The sequence below is a fragment of the Pararobbsia alpina genome (genome assembly GCF_965118125.1).
Taxonomy (GTDB): Bacteria; Pseudomonadota; Gammaproteobacteria; order Burkholderiales; family Burkholderiaceae; genus Pararobbsia; species Pararobbsia alpina_A.
Genome location: NZ_OZ221287.1, coordinates 4,038,645 through 4,059,831, shown reverse-complemented (window position 1 = coordinate 4,059,831; position 21,187 = coordinate 4,038,645). Strand labels below are relative to the sequence as shown.

Annotated in this window: 17 protein-coding genes and 1 pseudogene; 10 read left to right on the top strand and 8 right to left on the bottom strand. The window is 62.4% G+C overall.

Annotated elements, in window-relative coordinates; all coding sequences use genetic code 11:
• Nucleotides 1-164: 164 nt before the first annotated feature.
• The gene (gene proB / locus ACMFWR_RS17490) at nucleotides 165-1,283 is read left to right on the top strand and encodes a glutamate 5-kinase (RefSeq protein WP_413192856.1); all 1,119 of its coding nucleotides are present in this window, start codon (nucleotides 165-167) and stop codon (nucleotides 1,281-1,283) included.
• A 131-nt stretch (nucleotides 1,284-1,414) separates the two neighbouring features.
• Here the strand turns inward: proB and ACMFWR_RS17485 are convergent, their stop codons facing one another.
• Nucleotides 1,415-2,050, bottom strand: a complete 636-nt coding sequence (locus ACMFWR_RS17485; RefSeq protein WP_413192855.1) for a CNP1-like family protein — start codon at nucleotides 2,048-2,050, stop codon at nucleotides 1,415-1,417.
• A 196-nt stretch (nucleotides 2,051-2,246) separates the two neighbouring features.
• Nucleotides 2,247-2,918 carry an RNA pyrophosphohydrolase gene (locus tag ACMFWR_RS17480; protein ID WP_413194945.1) on the bottom strand — a complete coding sequence of 224 codons (672 nt, stop codon included), beginning with the start codon at nucleotides 2,916-2,918 and terminating at the stop codon, nucleotides 2,247-2,249.
• A gap of 148 nt (nucleotides 2,919-3,066) precedes the next feature.
• On the opposite strand from ACMFWR_RS17480, the gene ACMFWR_RS17475 reads away from it, so the two are divergent.
• The gene (locus tag ACMFWR_RS17475; protein ID WP_413192854.1) at nucleotides 3,067-4,806 is read left to right on the top strand and encodes a proline--tRNA ligase; all 1,740 of its coding nucleotides are present in this window, start codon (nucleotides 3,067-3,069) and stop codon (nucleotides 4,804-4,806) included.
• 135 nt (nucleotides 4,807-4,941) lie between these two features.
• Nucleotides 4,942-5,553, top strand: coding sequence for a MarC family protein (locus ACMFWR_RS17470; RefSeq protein WP_413192853.1), 612 nt, complete (start codon nucleotides 4,942-4,944; stop codon nucleotides 5,551-5,553).
• Nucleotides 5,554-5,626: 73 nt separating this feature from the next.
• Here the strand turns inward: ACMFWR_RS17470 and ACMFWR_RS17465 are convergent, their stop codons facing one another.
• Nucleotides 5,627-6,175 (bottom strand): hypoxanthine-guanine phosphoribosyltransferase, encoded by a 549-nt coding sequence (locus ACMFWR_RS17465; protein ID WP_413192852.1) that lies wholly within the window; start codon nucleotides 6,173-6,175, stop codon nucleotides 5,627-5,629.
• 49 nt (nucleotides 6,176-6,224) lie between these two features.
• Complete coding sequence (ffh, locus tag ACMFWR_RS17460) at nucleotides 6,225-7,592, bottom strand: signal recognition particle protein (RefSeq protein WP_413192851.1); 1,368 nt, start codon at nucleotides 7,590-7,592, stop codon at nucleotides 6,225-6,227.
• A gap of 147 nt (nucleotides 7,593-7,739) precedes the next feature.
• On the opposite strand from ffh, the gene ACMFWR_RS17455 reads away from it, so the two are divergent.
• From ACMFWR_RS17455 to ACMFWR_RS17425, 7 genes and pseudogenes are all read left to right on the top strand, one after another.
• Complete coding sequence (locus ACMFWR_RS17455) at nucleotides 7,740-8,666, top strand: inner membrane protein YpjD (RefSeq protein ID WP_413192850.1); 927 nt, start codon at nucleotides 7,740-7,742, stop codon at nucleotides 8,664-8,666.
• 9 nt (nucleotides 8,667-8,675) lie between these two features.
• Nucleotides 8,676-9,032 carry a PP0621 family protein gene (locus ACMFWR_RS17450; RefSeq protein WP_413192849.1) on the top strand — a complete coding sequence of 119 codons (357 nt, stop codon included), beginning with the start codon at nucleotides 8,676-8,678 and terminating at the stop codon, nucleotides 9,030-9,032.
• Nucleotides 9,029-9,622: a 1,6-anhydro-N-acetylmuramyl-L-alanine amidase AmpD gene (gene ampD, locus ACMFWR_RS17445; RefSeq protein ID WP_413192848.1), complete on the top strand. Its 594-nt coding sequence runs from the start codon at nucleotides 9,029-9,031 to the stop codon at nucleotides 9,620-9,622. Before ACMFWR_RS17450 ends, ampD begins: the two co-directional genes overlap by 4 nt.
• Before the next feature lie 628 nt (nucleotides 9,623-10,250).
• Nucleotides 10,251-13,316 carry a ribonucleoside-diphosphate reductase subunit alpha gene (locus tag ACMFWR_RS17440; RefSeq protein ID WP_413192847.1) on the top strand — a complete coding sequence of 1,022 codons (3,066 nt, stop codon included), beginning with the start codon at nucleotides 10,251-10,253 and terminating at the stop codon, nucleotides 13,314-13,316.
• A gap of 545 nt (nucleotides 13,317-13,861) precedes the next feature.
• The gene (locus ACMFWR_RS17435; RefSeq protein ID WP_413192846.1) at nucleotides 13,862-15,091 is read left to right on the top strand and encodes a ribonucleotide-diphosphate reductase subunit beta; all 1,230 of its coding nucleotides are present in this window, start codon (nucleotides 13,862-13,864) and stop codon (nucleotides 15,089-15,091) included.
• A 111-nt stretch (nucleotides 15,092-15,202) separates the two neighbouring features.
• Nucleotides 15,203-15,513 (top strand): annotated as a pseudogene (locus tag ACMFWR_RS17430) (hypothetical protein); the annotation flags it as partial.
• 34 nt (nucleotides 15,514-15,547) lie between these two features.
• The gene (locus ACMFWR_RS17425; RefSeq protein WP_413192845.1) at nucleotides 15,548-16,102 is read left to right on the top strand and encodes a histone H1-like DNA-binding protein; all 555 of its coding nucleotides are present in this window, start codon (nucleotides 15,548-15,550) and stop codon (nucleotides 16,100-16,102) included.
• A 284-nt stretch (nucleotides 16,103-16,386) separates the two neighbouring features.
• On the opposite strand, the gene ACMFWR_RS17420 is transcribed toward ACMFWR_RS17425, so the two are convergent.
• The 4 genes from ACMFWR_RS17420 to ACMFWR_RS17405 all read right to left on the bottom strand — a co-directional run bounded on the left by ACMFWR_RS17420 (nucleotide 16,387) and on the right by ACMFWR_RS17405 (nucleotide 21,069).
• The gene (locus ACMFWR_RS17420; RefSeq protein ID WP_413192844.1) at nucleotides 16,387-16,863 is read right to left on the bottom strand and encodes a glycine zipper 2TM domain-containing protein; all 477 of its coding nucleotides are present in this window, start codon (nucleotides 16,861-16,863) and stop codon (nucleotides 16,387-16,389) included.
• A gap of 22 nt (nucleotides 16,864-16,885) precedes the next feature.
• Nucleotides 16,886-17,824, bottom strand: coding sequence for a carbohydrate kinase family protein (locus ACMFWR_RS17415; protein ID WP_413192843.1), 939 nt, complete (start codon nucleotides 17,822-17,824; stop codon nucleotides 16,886-16,888).
• A 164-nt stretch (nucleotides 17,825-17,988) separates the two neighbouring features.
• Nucleotides 17,989-18,489 carry a thiol peroxidase gene (gene tpx / locus ACMFWR_RS17410; protein WP_413192842.1) on the bottom strand — a complete coding sequence of 167 codons (501 nt, stop codon included), beginning with the start codon at nucleotides 18,487-18,489 and terminating at the stop codon, nucleotides 17,989-17,991.
• Nucleotides 18,490-18,519: 30 nt separating this feature from the next.
• Nucleotides 18,520-21,069 carry a zinc-ribbon and DUF3426 domain-containing protein gene (locus ACMFWR_RS17405; protein ID WP_413192841.1) on the bottom strand — a complete coding sequence of 850 codons (2,550 nt, stop codon included), beginning with the start codon at nucleotides 21,067-21,069 and terminating at the stop codon, nucleotides 18,520-18,522.
• Nucleotides 21,070-21,187: the final 118 nt, after the last annotated feature.

The following is a 21,187-nucleotide window of genomic DNA, read 5'->3' as shown; positions in this document are numbered from 1 at the left end:
CCACCGATGTCCGGTCCATTGCGCCACCGGTCTACCCCTCCGATGGCATGCTGCTGCGCGACGCGAGCTAACAGCGCGACGACGGGCAACTGCGCGCATTCCGGCCCGGGCCACATTGATGTGGCGGCCGATTTCACAACATTCGCCAATCAGGTGGGGCAAACATGCGGTCGGTGATAGCCGATGCCAAGCGGCTCGTCGTTAAAGTCGGTTCGAGTCTGGTAACCAATGATGGACGCGGACTCGACCATGAGGCCATCGGTCGATGGGCGCAGCAGATTGCCGAACTGCGCAAGCGGGGCAAAGAGGTCGTGCTCGTCAGCTCGGGTGCCATTGCTGAAGGGATGCAACGACTCGGGTGGGTCAAGCGCCCGCGCGAGATCGACGAACTTCAGGCTGCGGCCGCCGTCGGTCAAATGGGACTCGCGCAAGTCTACGAAAGCCGTTTTGCCGAGCGCGGTATCCGCACCGCTCAGATCCTGCTGACCCACGCCGATCTTGCCGATCGTGAACGTTATCTCAACGCACGGTCGACGCTGCTGACCTTGCTGCGTTTGTCTGTCGTGCCGATCATCAACGAGAACGACACCGTCATCACCGATGAAATCAAATTCGGCGATAACGACACGCTCGGCGCGTTGGTCGCGAATCTCATCGAGGGCGACGCACTGATCATCCTGACCGACCAGCGCGGTCTCTATACGGCCGATCCGCGCAAGGACCCGAATGCGCAATTCGTCAGTGAGGCGGTCGCGGGGGATCCTGAACTCGAGGCAATGGCAGGTGGCGCCGGCACGAGTGTCGGCCGCGGCGGCATGCTCACGAAGATCATCGCGGCGAAACGCGCCGCACACAGCGGTGCGAACACGGTGATCGCAAGTGGCCGCGAGCCCGACGTGCTCGTGCGTCTTGCTTCAGGTGAAGCGATCGGCACGCAGCTGGTCGCACGCATGGCGCGTCTCGCCGCGCGCAAGCAATGGATGGCCGATCATCTTCAGGTGCGTGGTCGTGTCGTCATCGACGACGGCGCGTGCGCCAAGGTGTCCTCGGAGGGCAAGAGCTTGCTGCCGATCGGTGTCGTCGATGTGCAAGGTGTCTTCGCGCGTGGGGAGGTCATCGCCTGCGTCAATGCGCAAGGACGTGAAGTCGCGCGCGGTCTGACGAACTACGGCAGCACTGAGGCACGCATGATTCAGCGCAAGCCGAGTGCGGAGATCGAAGGCGTGCTCGGCTATATGCTCGAACCGGAACTCATCCACCGCGACAATCTGGTCATTGTTTGACGCGCGCAGTGCCAGCGTGTGAGCCGCCCGCCATCGCGAATCGGTGGTGAGCGGCGTGCTGCGACTACGATCAATGCTTTGGGCAGACGTCGCGTGAGTGCATTGCTCCGCCGCCCAGACTCTTCACCGTCTCAACGTACACGCTGATCGGTGAGTGTCTTCTTGTACCGGATGTTATCGACGATCGTCTTGGCGTCGCCCGCGATGGTCGAGAAGTCGCAGAAATAGTCCTTCGCCAGCGTGTTCTGATACGCGTTGAGCGAGTTGTACTGAATCCTTTCCCAGTCCGTCGACGTGTCGGTGTCCCATGCGGTGCCGTCCTCGTCGATCGCGTCATACAGCTTCCATTGCTGGCCGTCGCCGCAGCGAATGCCTTCGTATCTGACGTTACGCGCGCCGGCCGGGCTGGTGATCACCACGGTGTACCGGACCACGCCGTCCTTACCGATCGACAACGATTTGGGATCGATGGCGAAGGTGAGGGTGGTGCCCTTCGAGACTTCGAACGGCAGTAATTTGTCGTAATCGGGAAGCGGCGGCGGTGTGACGTCCTTGTCTTCGACGAATACCGATTTGCGATCGAACAGGTACTCGAAGGTGCTTTGGTCGCCGCCGGATGTGGAAGCATTGCTGGCCGGGCCGTTCATGCCGGGCGTGGTGCCGTCGTTGGGGCCGGCGGCCACGAACGCCGGCGAGAGGGCCAGGCAAGTCAGCGACGCAAGGAGACTCGCGCGAAGTGCGCGTTGGGGCAGGCGAGAGAAGTTCAAGATCTTCAAATCCAGGGCGGACAGCGCGTCAAAACGCTGTCTCGTCGGTGATGTCCGGGGTCGGGATGGATCGATAGGCTTCGTCGGCGCGCGAAACGCGGGCGCGCCGCACGACACTCAGACCTGTGAGTTTGCCACGGGTTCGGTCATCCTGACCCGAACCCGGAGAAAGGCAGTCGTTAGCTCGCGCTCGACCTCACCCGTGAGGCGGTAGCGACAAGCTCGAATGCAGGATGCCGACATCCTCGACGTCGCGCGCCGAACCAACGGTGCTCGCACCCGCTTGCGGCCCAGGCTGAGACGGCCGTGACACGGGCCTCGGCACCGGACGCGGCGCAGGTGAAGCCTCGCGCCGACGCGCAGGCGCATCGCACGGACCGCCTACCTGTCCGTTCGGACGCCTCAAAAAGCGCGACAACTCCGAAAGCGCCAGCTGATACACATCCCGCTTGAACTCGATCACCGCATCGAGCGGCACCCAGTATTCATTCCATCGCCACGCATCGAACTCGGGATGGTCAGTGGCACGCAAGCAGATGTCACAATCCCGGCCTACCATCCGGAGCAAAAACCAGATCTGTTTCTGCCCACGATAGTGGCCGCGTACCTCGCGCTTGATAAACTTGTCGGGCACCTCATAACGCAGCCAGTCGCGCGTGCGACCGAGCACTTTGACGTGTTGGGGCATCAGGCCCGTTTCTTCGTGCAACTCCCGGTACATCGCCTGCATCGGGTTCTCGCCGAACTTGATGCCACCTTGCGGAAACTGCCACGAATGCTCGCGTAGCCTTTTGCCCCAAAACACTTCGTTGCGCGCGTTCAAGAGGATGATGCCGACGTTCGGGCGAAAGCCTTCACGATCCAGCATACAACCACCTTCGAATCCTTTAAAATTGCTTTGATTATAAACAGATAACGGGCGCCGCGCACCGTTTGAGGGACGACGCCCCGCCGAGCTGGCCGAATGGCCCAGGACCGGCGGTATGCGGCGCTCTCGTCTTTTTGGAACCCCCTGAATGAAAGCATCGCGTTTTTTTATCGGCACGCTCAAGGAAGCGCCTGCCGATGCTGAGATCGTCAGTCACCAGTTGATGGTTCGCGCGGGCATGATCCGCCGCGTCGCAGGCGGTATCTACGACTACATGCCACTGGGGCTGCGCTCGATTCGCAAGGTCGAGAAGATCGTGCGCGAGGAGATGGAAAAGGCAGGGGCACTCGAATTGCTGATGCCGGCGGTTCAGCCGGCCGAGCTCTGGCAGGAGTCGGGACGCTGGGCCAAGTATGGTCCCGAGTTGCTGCGTCTGAAGGATCGTCACGATCGCGAGTTCGTGATCGGGCCGACGCACGAGGAGGTCATCACCGACATCGCGCGTCGCGAGATCAAGAGTTATCGCCAGATGCCGGTCAACTTCTATCAGATCCAGACGAAGTTCCGCGACGAGATTCGTCCGCGCTTCGGTGTGATGCGTGGCCGCGAATTCATCATGAAGGACGCGTATTCGTTCGACAAGGACGTCGACGGTCTCAAGGTCACGTACCAGAAGATGTACGACGCCTACACGGCCGTGTTCAGCCGCATGGGCCTCGAGTTCCGCGCGGTCGCAGCTGACAACGGTTCGATCGGCGGCACGGGTTCGCATGAATTCCAGGTGATCGCCGATACGGGCGAAGACGAGATCGTCTATTGCCCGACGTCCGACTACGCAGCGAACATCGAAGCGGCTGAAGCGGTGTCGCTGATCGCAACGCGCGGCAACGCGACGCAAGCGATGACGAAGACGCCGACGCCGGGCAAGGCCAAGTGCGAAGACGTCGCGGCACTGCTCGGCATCCCGCTCGAGCAGACGATCAAATCCGTCGTGATGGCGATCGATGTCGCCGACCGCGAGCCGAAGATCGTGCTGCTGCTGGTGCGCGGCGATCACGCGATCAATGAAGTCAAGGTCACGAAGCTCCCGGGCCTCGGCGACGCGCGCATGGCGACCGAAAAGGAAATCATCGACACGTTCGGCACGCCGCCGGGCTATCTGGGCCCGATCGGCACGAAGAAGCCGGTGATGGTCATCGCCGACCAGACCGTCGCGAACATGAGCGACTTCGTCGTCGGTGCGAACGAGGTGGATTTCCACATCACCGGTGTGAACTGGGGCCGTGATCTGCCCGAGGCTGAAGTCGTCGCCGATATCCGTGAAGTCGTGTCGGGTGATCCTTCGCCGGACGGCAAGGGCGTGCTCGAGATCTGCCGCGGTATTGAAGTCGGTCAGGTGTTCCAGCTTGGCACGAAGTATTCGGATGCGATGAATGCGACGTACCTCGATGAGTCGGGCAAGCCGCAACCGATGGTCATGGGTTGCTACGGCATCGGGATCACGCGCGTGCTCGGCGCTGCGATCGAACAGAACTTCGATGCGCGCGGGATCATCTGGCCCGAAGCGATTGCACCGTTTGAAGTGGTCGTATGCCCGATGGGCTATGACCGCAGCGAAGCCGTGCGCGCCGAGACGGATCGTCTCTACGCGGAGTTGCTCGCAGCAGGTATCGACGTGATCGTCGACGATCGCGGCGAGCGCCCGGGTGTGATGTTCGCCGACTGGGAACTGATCGGCGTGCCGCACCGGCTCGTCGTCGGCGACCGCGGCCTCAAGGAAGGCAAGGTCGAATATCAGGGCCGCCGCGACGCGGAGCCGACGCTGCTGCCGGCATCGGATGCCGTCGGTCATGTGACCCAACGCGTGAACGCGGCGCTCGGTCGATAATCGGCTGACTCGACTCGCAAGCGGTATGAGAGTAGGACTCGGCCCTTGCGGGACGAGTCCTTTTACTTTGTGCGTGCGCGCGCATCTCGCATGCATCCGTTCCGCTGAATACAGCGCCTCAATGAAGGCTGCCTCATGGAATACAACTTCCTGTCCGCGACGATCCTGCTGGTGCTGATCACGGATCCGATCGGCAATATTCCGATCTTCATCAACGCGCTCAAGCGTGTGCCGGTCAAGCGCCGGCCGACGGTCATCATTCGAGAAGTCGCGATCGCATTCGGGATTCTGGTCGCGTTCATGCTTGGCGGCCGGCAGTTCCTGCAGGCGATGCACCTGAGCGATCTGTCGATGCGCATCGGCGGGGGCATTGTGTTGTTTCTGATCGCGCTGCGCATGGTGTTTCCGCATCCCGATGGCGCGTTGGGCGGAGGGCCGTCACAGGCCGAGCCCTTGATCGTGCCGCTGGCGATTCCAGCCATCGCGGGACCGTCGGCGATCGCGACGGTGATGCTGCTCGCGTCGCAGGCGCCGGACAAGCGCTTCGAGTGGCTCGCCGCGCTGACCGTGACCATGCTGATCAGCGGGGTCGTGCTGCTTGCATCGGATCAGATTCAGAACTGGCTCGGTGAGCGCGCGGTGGCGGCACTCGAACGGCTGATGGGTCTCGTGCTGATCGCGATCTCGGTCGATATGCTGCTCGAAGGCATCCGGATTTTTGTGCGGCAGCTATCGACGGGCGGATAAGACCGATCAGCGAGCGCCAATGACAAAGGGCTGCAGTGTGAACTGCAGCCCTTTTCGTTTCGCGAGCGCCAGCTTATCGCGGCACCGTCAACGCACGGATCGCCGGCAGATTGCGCCAATATCCCTTCACATCCATCCCGCAACCGAACACATAACGATCGGGGACTTCGAAACCGCAGAAGTCCGGACGCAGTGGCTTCGACTGCGGAATCATCTTTTCGCAGAGCACGGCCGACTTGAAGGTCTTCGCACCCATGGCGACGATCCGGTCGCGAATCGCAGCCATTGTCTGACCTTCATCGAGGATGTCGTCGATCACGAGCACGGTGCGATCCTTGACCGACTCACCCGGCGCGACGCGCCAGTGCATATCGCCGCCCTGCGTCGTGTTGTGATATCGCGTGAGGTGCACGTAGTCGAACTCGAGCGGAAAATCGAGGTGGGGCAGCAGCATGCCCGTGAATACGGCCGCGCCACCCATCACCGAGAGCAACAGCGGAAACGAATCGCCGAGCTCGGCGCGAATCTCGGTGGCCATCCGGCGAATCGATGCCTCGACATCAGTCGCGGACACGATCTCTTCCGAGGTCTTGAACAGTTCGAGGGCTTCTTCGCGATTCATCGGCGTGGTCGGTGGGTTTTCGGGTGTATCTATATTAGTAGGGCTTGGCTCAACGCATGCCGGGCATCATGCCCTTCATGCCGCGCATCATCTTTGCGAGATTGCCGCCCTTGAGCTTTTTCATCATGCCGCGCATCTGTTCGAACTGCGCGAGCATCCGGTTGACTTCCTGCACCTGAACGCCGGCGCCGGCCGCGATGCGGCGCTTGCGGCTTGCCTTGATGAGATCGGGCTTCGAGCGTTCGGCCGCAGTCATCGAATTGATGATGCCTTCCATGCGGCGCATCTGCTTCTCGGCCTGGTTCATATCCGCATTGCCCGCCGCTTGCTGGAACTGTGCGGGCAGTTTGTCGAGCAGCGAGCCGAGCCCGCCCATCTTCTTCATTTGCGACAGCTGCGCGCGGAAATCGTTGAGGTCGAAATCGCCGCCCTTCTTGACCTTGGTCGCGAGCTTCTGTGCGGCTTCGACGTCGACGCCGCGCTGTGCTTCCTCGACGAGCGCGAGAATGTCGCCCATGCCGAGGATCCGGTTTGCCATCCGGTCCGGATAGAAGACTTCAAGCCCGTCGAGCTTTTCGCCGACACCGACGAACTTGATCGGCTTGCCCGTGACGTGGCGTACGGAGAGCGCCGCACCGCCGCGCGAATCACCGTCGAGCTTGGTCAGCACGACGCCCGTCAGCGGCAGCGTGTCGTTGAACGCCTTCGCGGTGTTGACGGCATCCTGACCGAGCATCGCGTCGACGACGAACAACGTCTCGGCAGGCTTGATCGCCGTGTGCAGCGCGGCGATTTCCTTCATCATCGCTTCGTCGATACCGAGCCGGCCGGCCGTGTCGACGATCAGCACATCGTGATAGTGCTTCTTCGCCCAGTCGAGCGCAGCGAGTGCGATATCGACAGGCTTCTGATCGGGTTGCGACGGGAAGAAATCGGCGCCGACCTGTTCGGTCACGGTCTTCAGCTGTGCGATAGCCGCGGGACGGTAAACGTCGCACGACACCGTCAGCACTTTCTTCTTCTGCTTTTCGCGCAGCAATTTGGCGAGCTTGCCGACGGTCGTCGTCTTACCCGCGCCCTGAAGACCGGCCATCAGAATGATGGCGGGGGGCGCGACCGCGAAATTGAGTTCGGCCGCCTTGCCTTCGTAGTCGCCGCCGATGACCGCGGTCAACTCGCGTTGAACGACCGAGACGAGGGCCTGGCCTGGCGTGAGGCTCGCGATGACTTCTTCGCCGAGCGCCTTTTCCTTGACCTTGGCGACGAACTCGCGCACGACGGGCAACGCGACGTCGGCCTCGAGCAGGGCGAGACGCACTTCGCGCAGCATGTCCTGGGTGTTCGCCTCGGTCAGGCGGGCTTCGCCGCGCAGCGTCTTGACGACGCGCGCCATCCGTTGAGTCAGATTGTCGAGCATAGTGGCGCAGGGATATTCATTGGCCGGGCCGCCGGATGGGCGATGCGTCCGAATCTCGGACGCGGAGCATTCGGGGAGCAGCGTCCGGCGCGCGAAGCGGCCGGGTGTACCCCTCGGGGCGGCGGGACCTTGGTGTAAACTTCAAACATGATTATTGTACTGTATGCACTGACCGCTCTCCTTTACGGCACGCTCTCCGCGTCGGCGTGGCGTTCGCGCCTGCGCTTCGCAGACGTGCCGGGCGACGTGCTCGGTGTCGCGCCGCAGAGTCTTTCGCCGCGCGATCGCGGGCTGCTCGCGGCGGCGCTCGTCACCCACGGTGCACTGCTCGAACTCACGATTTTCCCTGAAGGCGAAATGGTCTATGGCTTCGCCTTCGCACTCTCGGCGATGTTGTGGCTCGGCGTGCTGATCTACTGGATCGAGAGCCTGTTCTTTCCGCTCGACGGCCTGCGCATGCTGGCGTTGCCCGTCGCGTTTGTTGCCTCGCTCCTGCCGCTCATGTTCGGCGGCGTCAAGGTCCTGCCGTATTCGGCGGACGTTCTGTTCAAGCTGCATTTCCTCGTTGCGAATGTCGCATATGGATTGCTCGCGCTCGCGGCTGCCCATGCAGCATTGATGTTGCTCGTCGAGCGTCGCCTGCACACGGTGCGCAGTGCGCGCGTGAGTCTCGCCCGTCCCGACAGCCGCGCGGCATTGCGCGCGGCAACGCGCGATCCGTCAGTGGATCACTGGGCCAGCAACTGGCTCGACGCGCTGCCGCCGCTGCTGACGCTCGAGAAGTTGCTGTTCCGTCTGATCTGGGCCGGGTTCGCGGTGCTGACGCTCGCGCTCGCCTCGGGCATTCTCTTTAGTGAGCAGCTGTTCCATCAGCCGCTGCGTTTCGATCACAAGACCGTCTTCGCGCTCCTGTCGTGGGTCATGTTCGGCGGTGTGCTGACGGGCCGCACGTTTTACGGATGGCGCGGACGCACGGCGTTGCGCTGGGTGCTGGCCTCGTTCGTCGCGCTGCTGCTCGCGTACGTGGGTAGCCGTTTCGTGCTCGAGGTGCTGCTGCACCGCCCCGTCGTTTAGGAACCTCGCATGTCGCGATTCATTCTTCTGATCCTGATCGGCCTGATCGCCAACTGGTGGTGGCGCAATCTGCACCGCCAGCGCATGCCGGGCTCGCGCTCGCAACAGACGGGCTCCGCGCGATCGGCAGGCTCACGCGCATCGGGCACGACCGATGCAGGTAGCGCGCGGTCGGCCGGCGGCTCGCCTTTTTCGAAGGGCAAGCCTGCGCAGGCCGCTTTGCCCGAGCCGATGGTGCGATGCGCATTCTGCGACACGCACCTTCCGGTATCGGAAGCGACCTCGTCGGGTGGACTGCATTTCTGCCATCCGCGGCACGCGCACGACTATGCCGTGCGCGTTGCGCAGAGCGGTGACGGCCGGTGAAGACGGCCGTCGACGACGCTGGCTGGTACGCGCACGCGATCCGCGAGCCCTCGCCAAATTTCGACGCGCGCCCTGAAGGCGTCGCGCCAAGCCTGCTCGTGCTGCACAACATCAGCTTGCCACCGGGGCAGTTCAACGGGCAGGCGGTCATCGAGTTCTTCCAGAATCGTCTCGACTGGGACGCTCATCCGTTCTACGCGCAGATCCGCAATGTCCGCGTGTCGTCCCACTTTTTGATCCGGCGCGACGGCACGGTGGTGCAGTTCGTGTCATGCAACGACCGCGCATGGCATGCAGGCGTCTCGACGTTTTTCGGCCGGGATCGCTGCAATGATTATTCGATCGGCATCGAGCTCGAAGGCAGTGACGAACAGCCCTTCGATGATGCACAATACGCGCCCCTCGCGAACCTCGCGTCCGCGCTGATCGAGCGCTATGCGCTCGCGGCGGTGGCGGGGCATTCGGATATCGCGCCGGGTCGCAAGACCGACCCGGGACCGCATTTCGAATGGCGGCGACTGCGTCGCATGCTTGCGTTGCCCGCTGAGTATTTTCCCTACCTCGGAGCAGACCAGCTCGACGTGCGTTGATCGACGCACACGGGCATCGATATGCACGCGTTGGAGGTGCATATCGATCGGGATCCGCGCCGGCAAAGCGTCTTCGACGGTATTGCCCGGCCGGTTGAGATGGTCATTTTTTTGACATACATCCGTGCGATCCCAAGCCAGTTCGGCCTGTGCGAATGTCAAGCGTGGACGGCCAAATTTTTTGTTTGGAACCGCACACGGACGACACTATACTTTGTGCACACAGACGGGCGGGGCACTACATATAGTGTTTTCAAGTCGAATTCTCCCCCCTCGTTCCGGAAGGCGTCTGGCACCCGGGTTGGCTCCCGACAGGACTGCTCCTGATCCTCGCCAGCGCGTTCCGGACATCGTCTGATTGGTTGGCGTCCCCGACATCCGTCGCACCGGACGCAATGGGTTTTCCAGGCAGTGTGTTTTCAGGCGCCGCAATTCGGGCGTCTGACCGCAGTACTTGCATCAAGGAAGGGCCGAGCGTGTGGCGTGAGCTTGGGTTGCGTCGTCGAGCACATGGAATGTGTGCCGGCACCGCAGAGCGCCAGCGACCAATGGGGATGGTGGCCGGCCCGCCCGCAACATCGACCGCGGCTCGACCGCAGACAGTGAACACAGACCAGGAGCTTTGCAAATGCAAACCGAAAACGTGACGACGACGTCGCCAGGCCAATTGCTCGCTGAAGGAGCAGGCCGACTTGGCAATGCGCCGGGGGCACAACCGCTTGCCCCGTCCTCGGCCTATGCCGACTACAAGGTGATTCGCCGTAACGGCTCGGTGGTCGCATTCGAACCGTCGAAGATCGCGATCGCAGTCACGAAGGCCTTTCTCGCCGTCAATGGCGGTCAGGGCGCTGCTTCCGCGCGTGTGCGCGAACTCGTCGAGCAGATGACCCAGAGTGTGGTGCGCGCATTGCTGCGCAGCCGTCCCAACGGCGGCACGTTCCACATTGAAGATATTCAGGACCAGGTCGAACTCGCGCTGATGCGCGAAGGCGAGCACAACGTCGCGCGTGCTTACGTCCTCTACCGTGAAAAGCGTTCGCAAGAGCGTTCGCACGAGTCGGAGTCGCAACCGGCCAGCGGCCTCAATGTCGTCGACAACGGCGTTACGCGTCCGCTCGACCTCAACGCACTCAAGTCGCTGATCGAATCGGCCTGCTCGAACCTCGGCGAAGCCGTCAAGGCGGAGCCGATCGTCGCAGAGACCGTCAAGAATCTGTATGACGGCGTGCCGCTGAGCCAGGTCTATGACTCGGCGATTCTCGCTGCGCGCACGATGATCGAAAAGGAGCCGGCGTACAGCCAGGCGACGGCTCGTATCCTGCTGCACACGATCCGCAAGGAAATCCTCGAAGAGGAAGTCTCGCAAGAAGAGATGGCGTCGCGTTACGCCGAGTACTTCCCGCAATTCATCAAGCGCGGTATCGAAGCCGAACTGCTCGATGAAAAGCTGGGCCAGTTTGACCTCAAGCGCCTGGGCGCCGCGCTCGACTCGAGCCGCGACCTGCAATTCGGCTATCTCGGCCTGCAGACGCTCTACGATCGCTACTTCCTGCATCACGACGGCGTGCGCATCGAAATGCCGCAGGCATTCTATATGCGTGTCGCGATGGGCCTGTCGCTCAACGAGATCGACCGCGAAGCCCGTGCGATCGAGTTCTACAACGTGCTGTCGACGTTCGACTTCATGAGCTCGACGCCGACGCTGTTCAACTCGGGCACGCGCCGCTCGCAGCTGTCGTCGTGCTACCTGACGACGGTCGCCGACGATCTCGACGGTATCTACGAAGCGCTGAAGGAAAACGCACTGCTCTCGAAGTTCGCGGGCGGCCTCGGCAACGACTGGACGCGCGTTCGTGCGCTCGGTTCGCACATCAAGGGCACCAACGGCAAGTCGCAAGGCGTCGTGCCGTTCCTCAAGGTCGTCAACGACACGGCCGTCGCGGTCAATCAGGGCGGCAAGCGCAAGGGCGCGGTCTGCGCGTACCTCGAAACGTGGCACCTGGACATCGAAGAATTCCTCGAGCTGCGCAAGAACACGGGCGACGACCGTCGCCGCACGCACGACATGAACACGGCGAACTGGATTCCCGACCTGTTCATGAAGCGCGTTCACGAAAACGGCGAATGGACGCTGTTCTCGCCGTCGACCTGCCCGGATCTGCACGACAAGTTCGGTGCGGAATTCGAAAAGGCCTACCTCGGCTACGAAGAGAAGGTCGCACGCGGCGAACTGAAGCTGTTCCGCAAGATTCCGGCCGCGCAACTCTGGCGCAAGATGCTGGGCATGCTGTTCGAAACGGGCCATCCGTGGATCACGTTCAAGGATCCTTGCAATGTGCGCTCGCCGCAACAGCACGTCGGCGTCGTTCACTCGTCGAACCTGTGCACCGAGATCACGCTGAACACGAGCGACAGCGAAATCGCGGTCTGCAACCTGGGTTCCGTCAACCTCGTCGCCCACCTGAAGAAGGAAGGCGGTGCGCTGGTCCTCGACCAGGACAAGCTCAAGAAGACGATCTCGGTGGCGATGCGCATGCTCGACAACGTGATCGACATCAACTACTACGCGGTCGCGAAGGCTCGTAACTCGAACCTCAAGCACCGTCCGGTCGGCCTGGGCATCATGGGCTTCCAGGACGCGCTGCATCTGCTGCGCACGCCGTATGCTTCGGACGCGGCGGTCGAGTTCGCCGATCGCTCGATGGAAGCGGTCTGCTACCACGCGTACTGGGCGTCGACCGAGCTCGCGCAAGAGCGCGGCCGTTACTCGAGCTACCGCGGTTCGCTGTGGGATCGCGGCATCCTCCCGCAAGACACGCTGAAGCTGCTCGCGGATGCACGCGGCGGCTATGTCGAAGTCGACGAGTCGAGCACGATGGACTGGGACGCACTGCGCGGTCGTATTGCGCAGCACGGCATGCGCAACTCGAACTGCGTGGCGATCGCACCGACGGCGACGATCTCGAACATCATCGGCGTGTCGGCCTGTATCGAACCGACGTATCAGAACCTCTACGTGAAGTCGAACCTGTCGGGCGAGTTCACGGTGGTCAACGAGTACCTCGTGCGTGATCTGAAGGCGCGCGGTCTGTGGGACGAAGTCATGGTCGCCGACCTCAAGTACTTCGACGGCAGTCTGTCGCGTATCGACCGGATCCCGGCCGACCTTCGCAATATTTACGCAACGGCGTTCGAAGTCGATCCGAAGTGGCTCGTCGAAGCGGCCTCGCGTCGTCAGAAGTGGATCGACCAGGCACAGTCGCTCAATATCTATATGGGCGGCGCATCGGGCAAGAAGCTCGACGAGGTCTACAAGCTCGCGTGGTTGCGTGGCCTGAAGACCACGTACTACCTCCGCACGATGGCGGCGACGCACGTCGAGAAGTCGACGGTCGCTCACGGCGCGCTCAATGCAGTGCCGTCGAGTGGTGCGGGCGGTGCAGGTGGCGCGGGTGCGGGTGGTGCGAATGCAGGCGGCTCGGGTGTCACGTCGTCGTCGTTCGGTGGCGTGCTCGCGAGCTCGGCTTCGGCAGCGGGCACGGCACATGCGACCCCTGTCGCGAGCGCACCGATTGCCGTGGCTCCTGCGGCGATCGACACGGCGCCTGCGATCAGCGAAGACGACATCGCCGGTCCGGTCTGCATGATGCGTCCGGGCGACCCGGGCTTCGACGAGTGCGAAGCCTGCCAGTGATGTGAGGGGTCGGGCGATGCGCATGCATCGCCCCTCATCACGGCGAGGAGCGCCGTCGAGCGAAGCAGGATGATCGATCGACGACGCGCTTCCTGACCTTGCCATGACCGGACCGTCGACTTCGAACGCGCAAGCCGCTCTCTATATATAGAGAGGTCGACGAATCCGATGCTTCGACATGCGGTGCATCGCCAGGCAATGCATCGCTGAGCGGGTGGCCAGAAGGCGACTCGCATCACACGCGAACGACACATCCACTACGCGTGAATCGATCACAAGTTTTCCCGAAGCCTCGATCGAAGTGATGTCGAAGCGCACTTCGAAGTGATCGACAAACATCACTCGCGAGCAGGTGAAGCGACATCACTTCACGTTGCTCAATGCAGTGACTCGATACGTTGCATTCGCTGTTCATCACGATGTGTGACTGCGAGTGTTGTATGAAGGTCGCAGCATCCAAACAAATTCGTCAATTTTCTTCAGCGAAGTCTTTTATCGCTGAAGAAAAGATGGTACAAACCGATCTAACTTGAAGGTGAACATTCATGCTCAACTGGGATGACGAGATCACTGCCGTAACTCCCGCGAGCGGCGAGCAATCGAACGCATTGCGCGCACCCGCCGGAGCAGTCATTGCTCCTCGCACTGCAACCGCTTCGGTTGCAGCTCAGCACGCTTCCCTTCCGCAAGACATCTTCGCGCGCGATATCGCGACGCCTCCGGTGAATGTCGCTGCTTCGGTCGAACACGCGTCGACCGAGCGTGTGAATATTGCAGACAAGCGCATCATCAACGGCACGACGGACGTCAATCAGCTCGTGCCGTTCAAGTACAAGTGGGCGTGGGAGAAGTACCTCGCCGGCTGCGCGAATCACTGGATGCCGCAAGAAGTGAATATGTCGCGTGACATCGCGCTCTGGAAAGACCCGAACGGTCTGACCGAAGACGAGCGCCGGATCGTCAAGCGCAACCTCGGCTTCTTCGTGACGGCCGACTCGCTCGCCGCGAACAATATCGTGCTCGGCACGTATCGCCACATCACGGCACCCGAAGCCCGCCAGTTCCTGCTGCGCCAGGCGTTCGAGGAAGCGATCCACACGCACGCCTACCAATATATTGTCGAGTCGCTCGGGCTCGACGAGAGCGAGATCTTCAACGCGTATCACGAAGTCGAGTCGATCCGCGCGAAGGACGAGTTCCTGATTCCGTTTATCACGGTGCTGACCGATCCGTCGTTCAAGACCGGCACACCCGAAACCGACCAGCAACTGCTCAAGTCGCTGATCGTGTTCGCCTGCATCATGGAAGGCTTGTTCTTTTACGTCGGCTTTACGCAGATTCTTGCGCTGGGCCGCCAGAACAAGATGACCGGCGCAGCAGAGCAATATCAATACATCCTGCGCGACGAGTCGATGCACTGCAATTTCGGCATCGACCTGATCAATACGATCAAGCTCGAAAATCCGCATCTGTGGACGCCGGCATTCCGCGCCGAAATCGCGGCATTGTTCCAAAAGGCAGTCGATCTCGAGTATCGCTATGCCGAGGACACGATGCCGCGCGGCGTGCTGGGTTTGAATGCGTCGATGTTCAAGAGCTATCTGCGTTTCATTGCGAATCGCCGTTGCCAGCAGATCGGTCTCGATGCGCTTTTCCCGAACGAAGAAAATCCGTTCCCGTGGATGAGCGAGATGATCGATCTGAAGAAGGAACGCAATTTCTTCGAGACGCGCGTGATTGAATATCAAACGGGTGGCGCACTGAGCTGGGAGTGAGCTCGCGCAACTCGAAAAGAGAGTTGATTGGGGAGTTTGAATGCATCGGTACGGCGTGACCGGATACCGCGGTATCGATGCAAACAGAATTTGTGGAGCATGGTCGCCTGAATGCAAAGCGCGCCGAGTGGCTTAAGAGCCCCGCACGACGATGACAAGCACTTTGCCAGCCCTTCAGTGGGTCGGGCCAACTACCCCCGAAATAAAGCTGCCAGCCGAGCTGGCGACTTGATCAAACGACTATCGCCGGCACGATTGCCGGTTCGTATTTGGCGCGCACGGACCAGAATGGCCGTGTGCGCCTTGCCGTATTCATTAGCGTAAGCACGTCGAAAACGCGTACGCCGATGAATGGCCCGCTTCGTAGCGGGCGCGCCTGCGCGCGCCTTCGGGAAGCGGGTTTTGATGAAGGGTGTGGTTTGTTCGACTCTTACTTGAAACCTGAAGGAGCACGTTATGGCAACCGCCAAGAAAGCAGTAGCAAAGAAGGCACCGGCTAAGAAGGTCGCAGCAAAGAAGGTCGTCGCAAAGAAGGCAGCGCCGGCTAAGAAGGTCGCTGCAAAGAAGGTTGCAGTGAAGAAGGTTGCTGCGAAGAAAGTCGCAGTGAAGAAGGTTGCTGCGAAGAAGGTTGCAGTGAAGAAGGTCGCAGTGAAGAAGGTTGCAGCCAAGAAGGCAGCACCGGCGAAGAAGGTCGCAGCGAAGAAAGTTGCAGTGAAGAAGGTTGCAGCGAAGAAGGCAGCACCGGCCAAGAAGGCTGCAGCGAAGAAGGCTGCGCCTGCTAAGAAGGCCGCTGCCAAGAAGGCTGCCCCTGCGAAGAAGGCTGCCGCGAAGAAGCCTGCTGCTAAGAAGGCTGCCGCCAAGAAGCCTGCTGCCAAGAAGGCTGCCGCTGCCCCCGCCGCCGCTGCCCCTGCTGCGTCGGCAACGGTTGCCCCGGCTGCGCCGGCGAGCAATGTGAAGACGGCTCTGAACCCGGCAGCAGCATGGCCGTTCCCGACGGGCAGCCGTCCGTAAGCAGTGCGTGCATGACATCGGCACGCTTCGGGCGTGTCTTGGTTGAGTAGGCCTACTCAATCCGATCCCGCCACCGGCTCGCCGGTAGGCGGGATTTTTATTTGAGCCTCAACGGATCGACCGCGCGTCGCGAGACGCCGTCAAAAGAAAAACGGCGGGCATCGATGATGCGCCGCCGTTCTCTTGTGTCTCGCCGTGTGATGCACCGTTCGACTACGTCACCCGGTGCGATACATCGTCAGCTTCGATTCGCTTCAATTCCCGTCAATTCGTCGAGTCGCGAATCAGTGCGTCACGCGCGTCGTGCCGCCGCTCGATAGCAAGCGAACCCGATCACCTGCGCGGAACAGTTCGCCCGTTTGCTCCTGCGTGATCGCACGCAGATCGCCATTATCCAGACGCACCGTCAGTTCGACACCATCGCGCGTGGCCACGCCGTTCTCGATCGCATTGCCGGCCACTGCGCCCGCGATGCCACCGACGATCGCCGTCAGGATCGAGCCCTTGCCACCGCCGATCGCGCTGCCGGCCACTGCACCGACTGCGCCACCACCGACTGCGCCAAGACCGCTCGGCTGACCGCCGTTCGATTGAATCTTCACTGCGCGCACGCTTTCGAGCGTGCCGAAGCGCACCGTCTCTTCACGCTGCGCTGCGGTTGCCGTGTAGACGTCCGGCGACGTGCTGTAGTTGGCGCAACCCTGCAGGGCGGCAACGCCCAGCAGGGAAATCGCGAGTGCGAAGCGCACCATGCCTTTCATACCCTTCTCCCTTCCCAAAGAATCACGGCAGAGCGTAGCCGAACGCCTGCTTGAAGCGTTCAGCAATCTCCTCACGTGAGAATGCGTAATTTTGCGGACCCTGTTCGGCGATCTTGAGTGCGCCCATCAGGCTCGCGAGACGACCTGTCGTTGCCCAGTCCCAGCCTTGCTCGATGCCGTAGAGCAGACCGCCGCGGAATGCATCGCCGCAGCCGGTCGGATCGACGACGCGTTCGGCCTTGACCGCCGGAATCGCTTCGACACGTCCATTATGGTGGATCTGGGCACCGTGCTCGCCCAACGTCACGATGACAGCGTCGACCTTGGCGGCGATCTCGTCGATCGACCAGCCCGTCTTGTCGCTCAGCAACTTTGCCTCGTAATCGTTGACCGTCACGTAAGTGGCAAGTTCAATCATGCGGCGGAGGTCTTCGCCGCTCAGGATCGGCAGACCCTGGCCCGGATCGACGATAAACGGGATGCCGGCCGCTGCGAATTGCTCGGCGTGCTCGCGCATGCCGTCGAGACCGTCGGGCGATACGATGCCGAGACGCACGCCGTCTTCGCGCTCGACCTTGTTCAGGTGCGATTGCATCATCGCGCCCGGGTGGAACGCGGTGATCTGGTTGTTATCGAGGTCGGTCGAGATCATCGCCTGGGCCGTGTACTGGCCTTCCAGGGCGCGCACGTGGCGCGTATCGAGTCCGAGCTTCGCGAGCCGGTCGAAGTAGGGTTGCGCGTCGTGTTCGCCGACTGTGCCCATGATGCGCGCGTCGCCGCCGAGCATATGGAGCGCGTAGCCGATATTGCCCGCGCAGCCGCCGAATTCGCGGCGCATCGTCGGCACGAGAAAGCTCACGTTCAGGATATGCACCTGGTCGGGAAGGATATGTTCCTTGAACCGGCCTTCGAACGTCATGATGGTGTCGTAGGCGATCGAACCGCAGATCAGCGAAGCCAAATCAAACCTCTTGAATATGAAAAAGCCGCGGTAGCCGCGGCGTCAATGGGACTCGTTCCGAGTTCCGAGATCCGGCCGGGGCATCCACGCGATCCATTGGATCGATGATGCGCCGCCGGACGGCAATTCGCGACGGTTTCCCCGTGTATCGGTATAACCGCCGTTTACTTGAGGGCTGCGAGCGCCGCGTCGTAATTCGGCTCGGTCTTGATTTCCTTGACGAGCTCGGCGTGCAGCACCTTGTCGTCTTCGTCGAGCACGACGACCGCGCGTGCGGTCAGGCCCGTCAGCGGGCCGCTCTTGATGTCGACGCCATAGGCCGACTTGAACGCCGGATCGCGGAAGGTCGACAGCGTGATCACGTTTTCGAGGCCTTCGGTCGCGCAGAAACGCGACATCGCGAACGGCAGATCGCCCGAAATGACGAGCACGACGGTGTTGTCGAGGCCGCCGGCCGACTCGTTGAACTTGCGTGTCGACGTCGCGCACGTTGGCGTGTCGAGGCTCGGGACGATGTTGAGCACCTTGCGCTTGCCCGCGAAATCCGCGAGCTTGACGTCGGCGAGCGTCTTGCCGACCAACGAAAACGACGGCGCTTGCTGGCCGGCATTCGGGAACGTGCCGCCGACTTCGATCGGGTTGCCGCCGAGGGTAACTTGACTCATTGCTTTACTCCGCCCTTGTTCAGGGACTCGTCAGGGATAGAAGATCAGAACTTTATAGTTCGCAGGTGCCGTGCCGGTCGCCGTGAGCTGCAGATTGACGGCCTGGTGTCCGTCGGCAGCCAGGCCACCGTTGAGGTCGGCGCCTGCGGGCAGATACTGGCCGGGCGCGACCACGCGGCGGATCACGAGCTGATTATTCTGGTCGAGCAGCGAAATTTCGAGCGACGGCCAGGCAAGCGCCAGCGCCGCACGGTTGTGCAAGCTCATCGCAAGCTGGAACTGGTTGGGCACCGTGCTTTGCGTCAGCGTTGACGATTCGATCTGAAGCTGGTCGATCGCGCGCGGCGGGGTGACCAGGCAGCCGAGTTTCGCGCAAACGCTGTGATAGGTGGCGACCGAGTTCGGCCAACGCGACATGATCGGCTCGCGTTGCCACCAGGCCAGCTGCGCGACGAGCAGCACGAGCAGCAGCAATGCCACGATCCAGCCGAGCGCGCGCCGCGCGGGATGAAGCTCGTGCGCGTGCGTGTCGTGCGGCTCGACACGAATCCGGAAGTCATTGCCCGAGTCTTCCGCGAGCGGTGCGAACGCCGGTGAAGCGGTCGCGGCTTCGGCTGCGGCAGCCGCTCCTGCACCTGCAGCAGCAGTCGCCGCCGCGAACGACAGGGCCGGTTCCATGCGCGTGTCTGCGGGCGGTGCCCACGGATCCGTGTGATGGTTCGCGCCGTAGTTCGGCGTGGAGGACGTCGGCTCGACGTCGATCACTTCATCGTCGTGGCCGTAGTGAGGAACGGTGCCGTGCTGCAGGTCGTCGAGTTCGCCCGTGCGAGGCTCGACCCCGTTGGTGTCGTGCAGCTGGGCTTGCTCGGCGGCCTCGTGATCGTCGTGCGCGCCCGAGAATGCGGACTGCGCGGCTTCGGCGCCGGCAAATGCTCCTGCGTCGCCGAAGTCGTGAGCCTCGTGCGCTTCGTGACCCTCATGCACGTCGTGCGACGCATGCGATTCGTGTGCCGCAGTGTCTTCGTGATGTTCGAGCGGCTCGCTTTGGGCGTCGGCATGGAACGTGTCTTGCGCATGCACGCCTTCGTGCGTGGCGCCGTCATGATCCTGCGCAACACCATGCGTCGCGTGTTCCGCGAACGCATCGTGATCGGACGACGTGTGTGCCTCGGCTTCGTCGGACGCCGTGTGCGTCGTCGCATCGCCATGCTCGTCGACCGGCGCGTGCGCCGCGGCTTCCTCGCGGGCGAGGTCGTCGATGTGCGTGCCGGGGACCGGCACTTCGCCGAAATCGGGTGAATCGATGACCGGCGTCGGCGGCGTGGCGCCCAGGGGCGTGGCAATGTGCTCGGGTTCGGGGGCTTCGTGGCTGAAGTCGACGCGCGGCGCGAACGGGCCCGACGGCGCGCCCGGCGGCAACTCACCGAAGGTCTCATCCCATTCGGGCGGCGTTGCGGGCGCCGGCTTGCGACCCTCCGCGTCACCGCGACCTGCCTCGAACGCATCCGCGTCCGTGTCGAAGTCCGGCGCGAGGCGCGGCTCGGTCCGTCCAAGCGAATCGGCGAAATGTTCGGGGTGCTCGACAAATTCCGGCGGTACGGCGGGGGCCGGAGCTTCGGCATGTGCGGCGGCGTCTGCGTGTGCCTCGTCGTGCGATGCGGGTGCGTGTTGGCCCGCGTGCTCGTCGTGAGCTTCGTGTTCGAACGACGCGGGTTCCTCGGGGAGGGCTGCCTGTGCGAACTCGGCGGCTTCCGCGGCATCGTGAGCGACGTCCGGGTGACCCTCGTGTTCCGCAGCCTCACCGGCGGCCTGTTCAGCGGCCTCGGCGGCTTCGTGATGCGCACCTTCAGCAGCTTCAACGGTTTCGTGATGCTCAGCTTCGCCAGCCGGGTGATGTGCGGCAACAGCGTCGTCAGCGCCATCAGCGGCTTCGTGTTCGCCCGCATGATGCGATTCGTGCGAGGCCTCTTCATGCGCCGGAGCGTCGTGCTCAGGCGAGCCATGCAGCCCCTGCGTCACACCTTCGTCGTGCGAACCGGTGATCTGTTCTTCATCGGCGGACAGATGCGACGCTTCGATCGAATGCCGTGCTTCGTCGGTTGCCGCGTCGTGCTCAGCGGGTACCGCGTCGTGCGGATGCGAGAGATCGCGTCCTTCGAACTCGGGCGTGTCGTGCGGTGCTTGCTCGACAGCTTGCTCGTCGATATCCGCATGCGACGCTTCGATCGCATGACGTTCTTCGTGCTCGACGGGCGTCGATTCGGTGTGCGCAGCGTGCTTCGCGGCGAGTGCCGCCGCAGCCGCGGCAGCGGCCGCTGCGGCCGTTTCGCCGATGGTCGGCTCGGCATGCGCCACACCGGATTCGTGTGTCGCCTCTTCATGCACATCATGCTGCCCGGTCGGGGCAGCTGCAGGTGAGGACGACTCAACAGGCGTGGACGGAGCAGCAGGTGCCGGCGGCGCCGCTTTCGCGGGCGGAGGTTCAACCTGATGAAGTACGCCGTCGAATACTTCACGGCAATGTCCGCAACGGACGAGGCCCCGATGCAGCTTGAGCTGGTCGGGGACAATCCTGAACACGGTCTGGCAATGGGGGCAGCGGGTCGCGAGCGCCATAGAAGCCAAGTAGCCGGAGGCCGGTCGGTGGGCAATGGCGCTATTCTACTAACGATTCGCGCCACCCCGTCATCAACGAAAC

Excerpts from the sequence above, each read along its gene's own strand:
- ffh (WP_413192851.1), bottom strand. The coding sequence starts at position 7,592 with ATGCTCGACAATCTGACTCAACGGATGGCGCGCGTCGTCAAGACGCTG.
- ACMFWR_RS17440 (WP_413192847.1), top strand. The coding sequence starts at position 10,251 with ATGCAAACCGAAAACGTGACGACGACGTCGCCAGGCCAATTGCTCGCT.
- ACMFWR_RS17455 (WP_413192850.1), top strand. The coding sequence starts at position 7,740 with ATGATTATTGTACTGTATGCACTGACCGCTCTCCTTTACGGCACGCTC.
- ACMFWR_RS17470 (WP_413192853.1), top strand. The coding sequence starts at position 4,942 with ATGGAATACAACTTCCTGTCCGCGACGATCCTGCTGGTGCTGATCACG.
- proB (WP_413192856.1), top strand. The coding sequence starts at position 165 with ATGCGGTCGGTGATAGCCGATGCCAAGCGGCTCGTCGTTAAAGTCGGT.
- ACMFWR_RS17420 (WP_413192844.1), bottom strand. The coding sequence starts at position 16,863 with ATGAAAGGCATGGTGCGCTTCGCACTCGCGATTTCCCTGCTGGGCGTT.
- ACMFWR_RS17480 (WP_413194945.1), bottom strand. The coding sequence starts at position 2,918 with ATGCTGGATCGTGAAGGCTTTCGCCCGAACGTCGGCATCATCCTCTTG.
- ACMFWR_RS17435 (WP_413192846.1), top strand. The coding sequence starts at position 13,862 with ATGCTCAACTGGGATGACGAGATCACTGCCGTAACTCCCGCGAGCGGC.
- ACMFWR_RS17450 (WP_413192849.1), top strand. The coding sequence starts at position 8,676 with ATGTCGCGATTCATTCTTCTGATCCTGATCGGCCTGATCGCCAACTGG.
- ACMFWR_RS17465 (WP_413192852.1), bottom strand. The coding sequence starts at position 6,175 with ATGAATCGCGAAGAAGCCCTCGAACTGTTCAAGACCTCGGAAGAGATC.
- tpx (WP_413192842.1), bottom strand. The coding sequence starts at position 18,489 with ATGAGTCAAGTTACCCTCGGCGGCAACCCGATCGAAGTCGGCGGCACG.
- ACMFWR_RS17475 (WP_413192854.1), top strand. The coding sequence starts at position 3,067 with ATGAAAGCATCGCGTTTTTTTATCGGCACGCTCAAGGAAGCGCCTGCC.
- ACMFWR_RS17425 (WP_413192845.1), top strand. The coding sequence starts at position 15,548 with ATGGCAACCGCCAAGAAAGCAGTAGCAAAGAAGGCACCGGCTAAGAAG.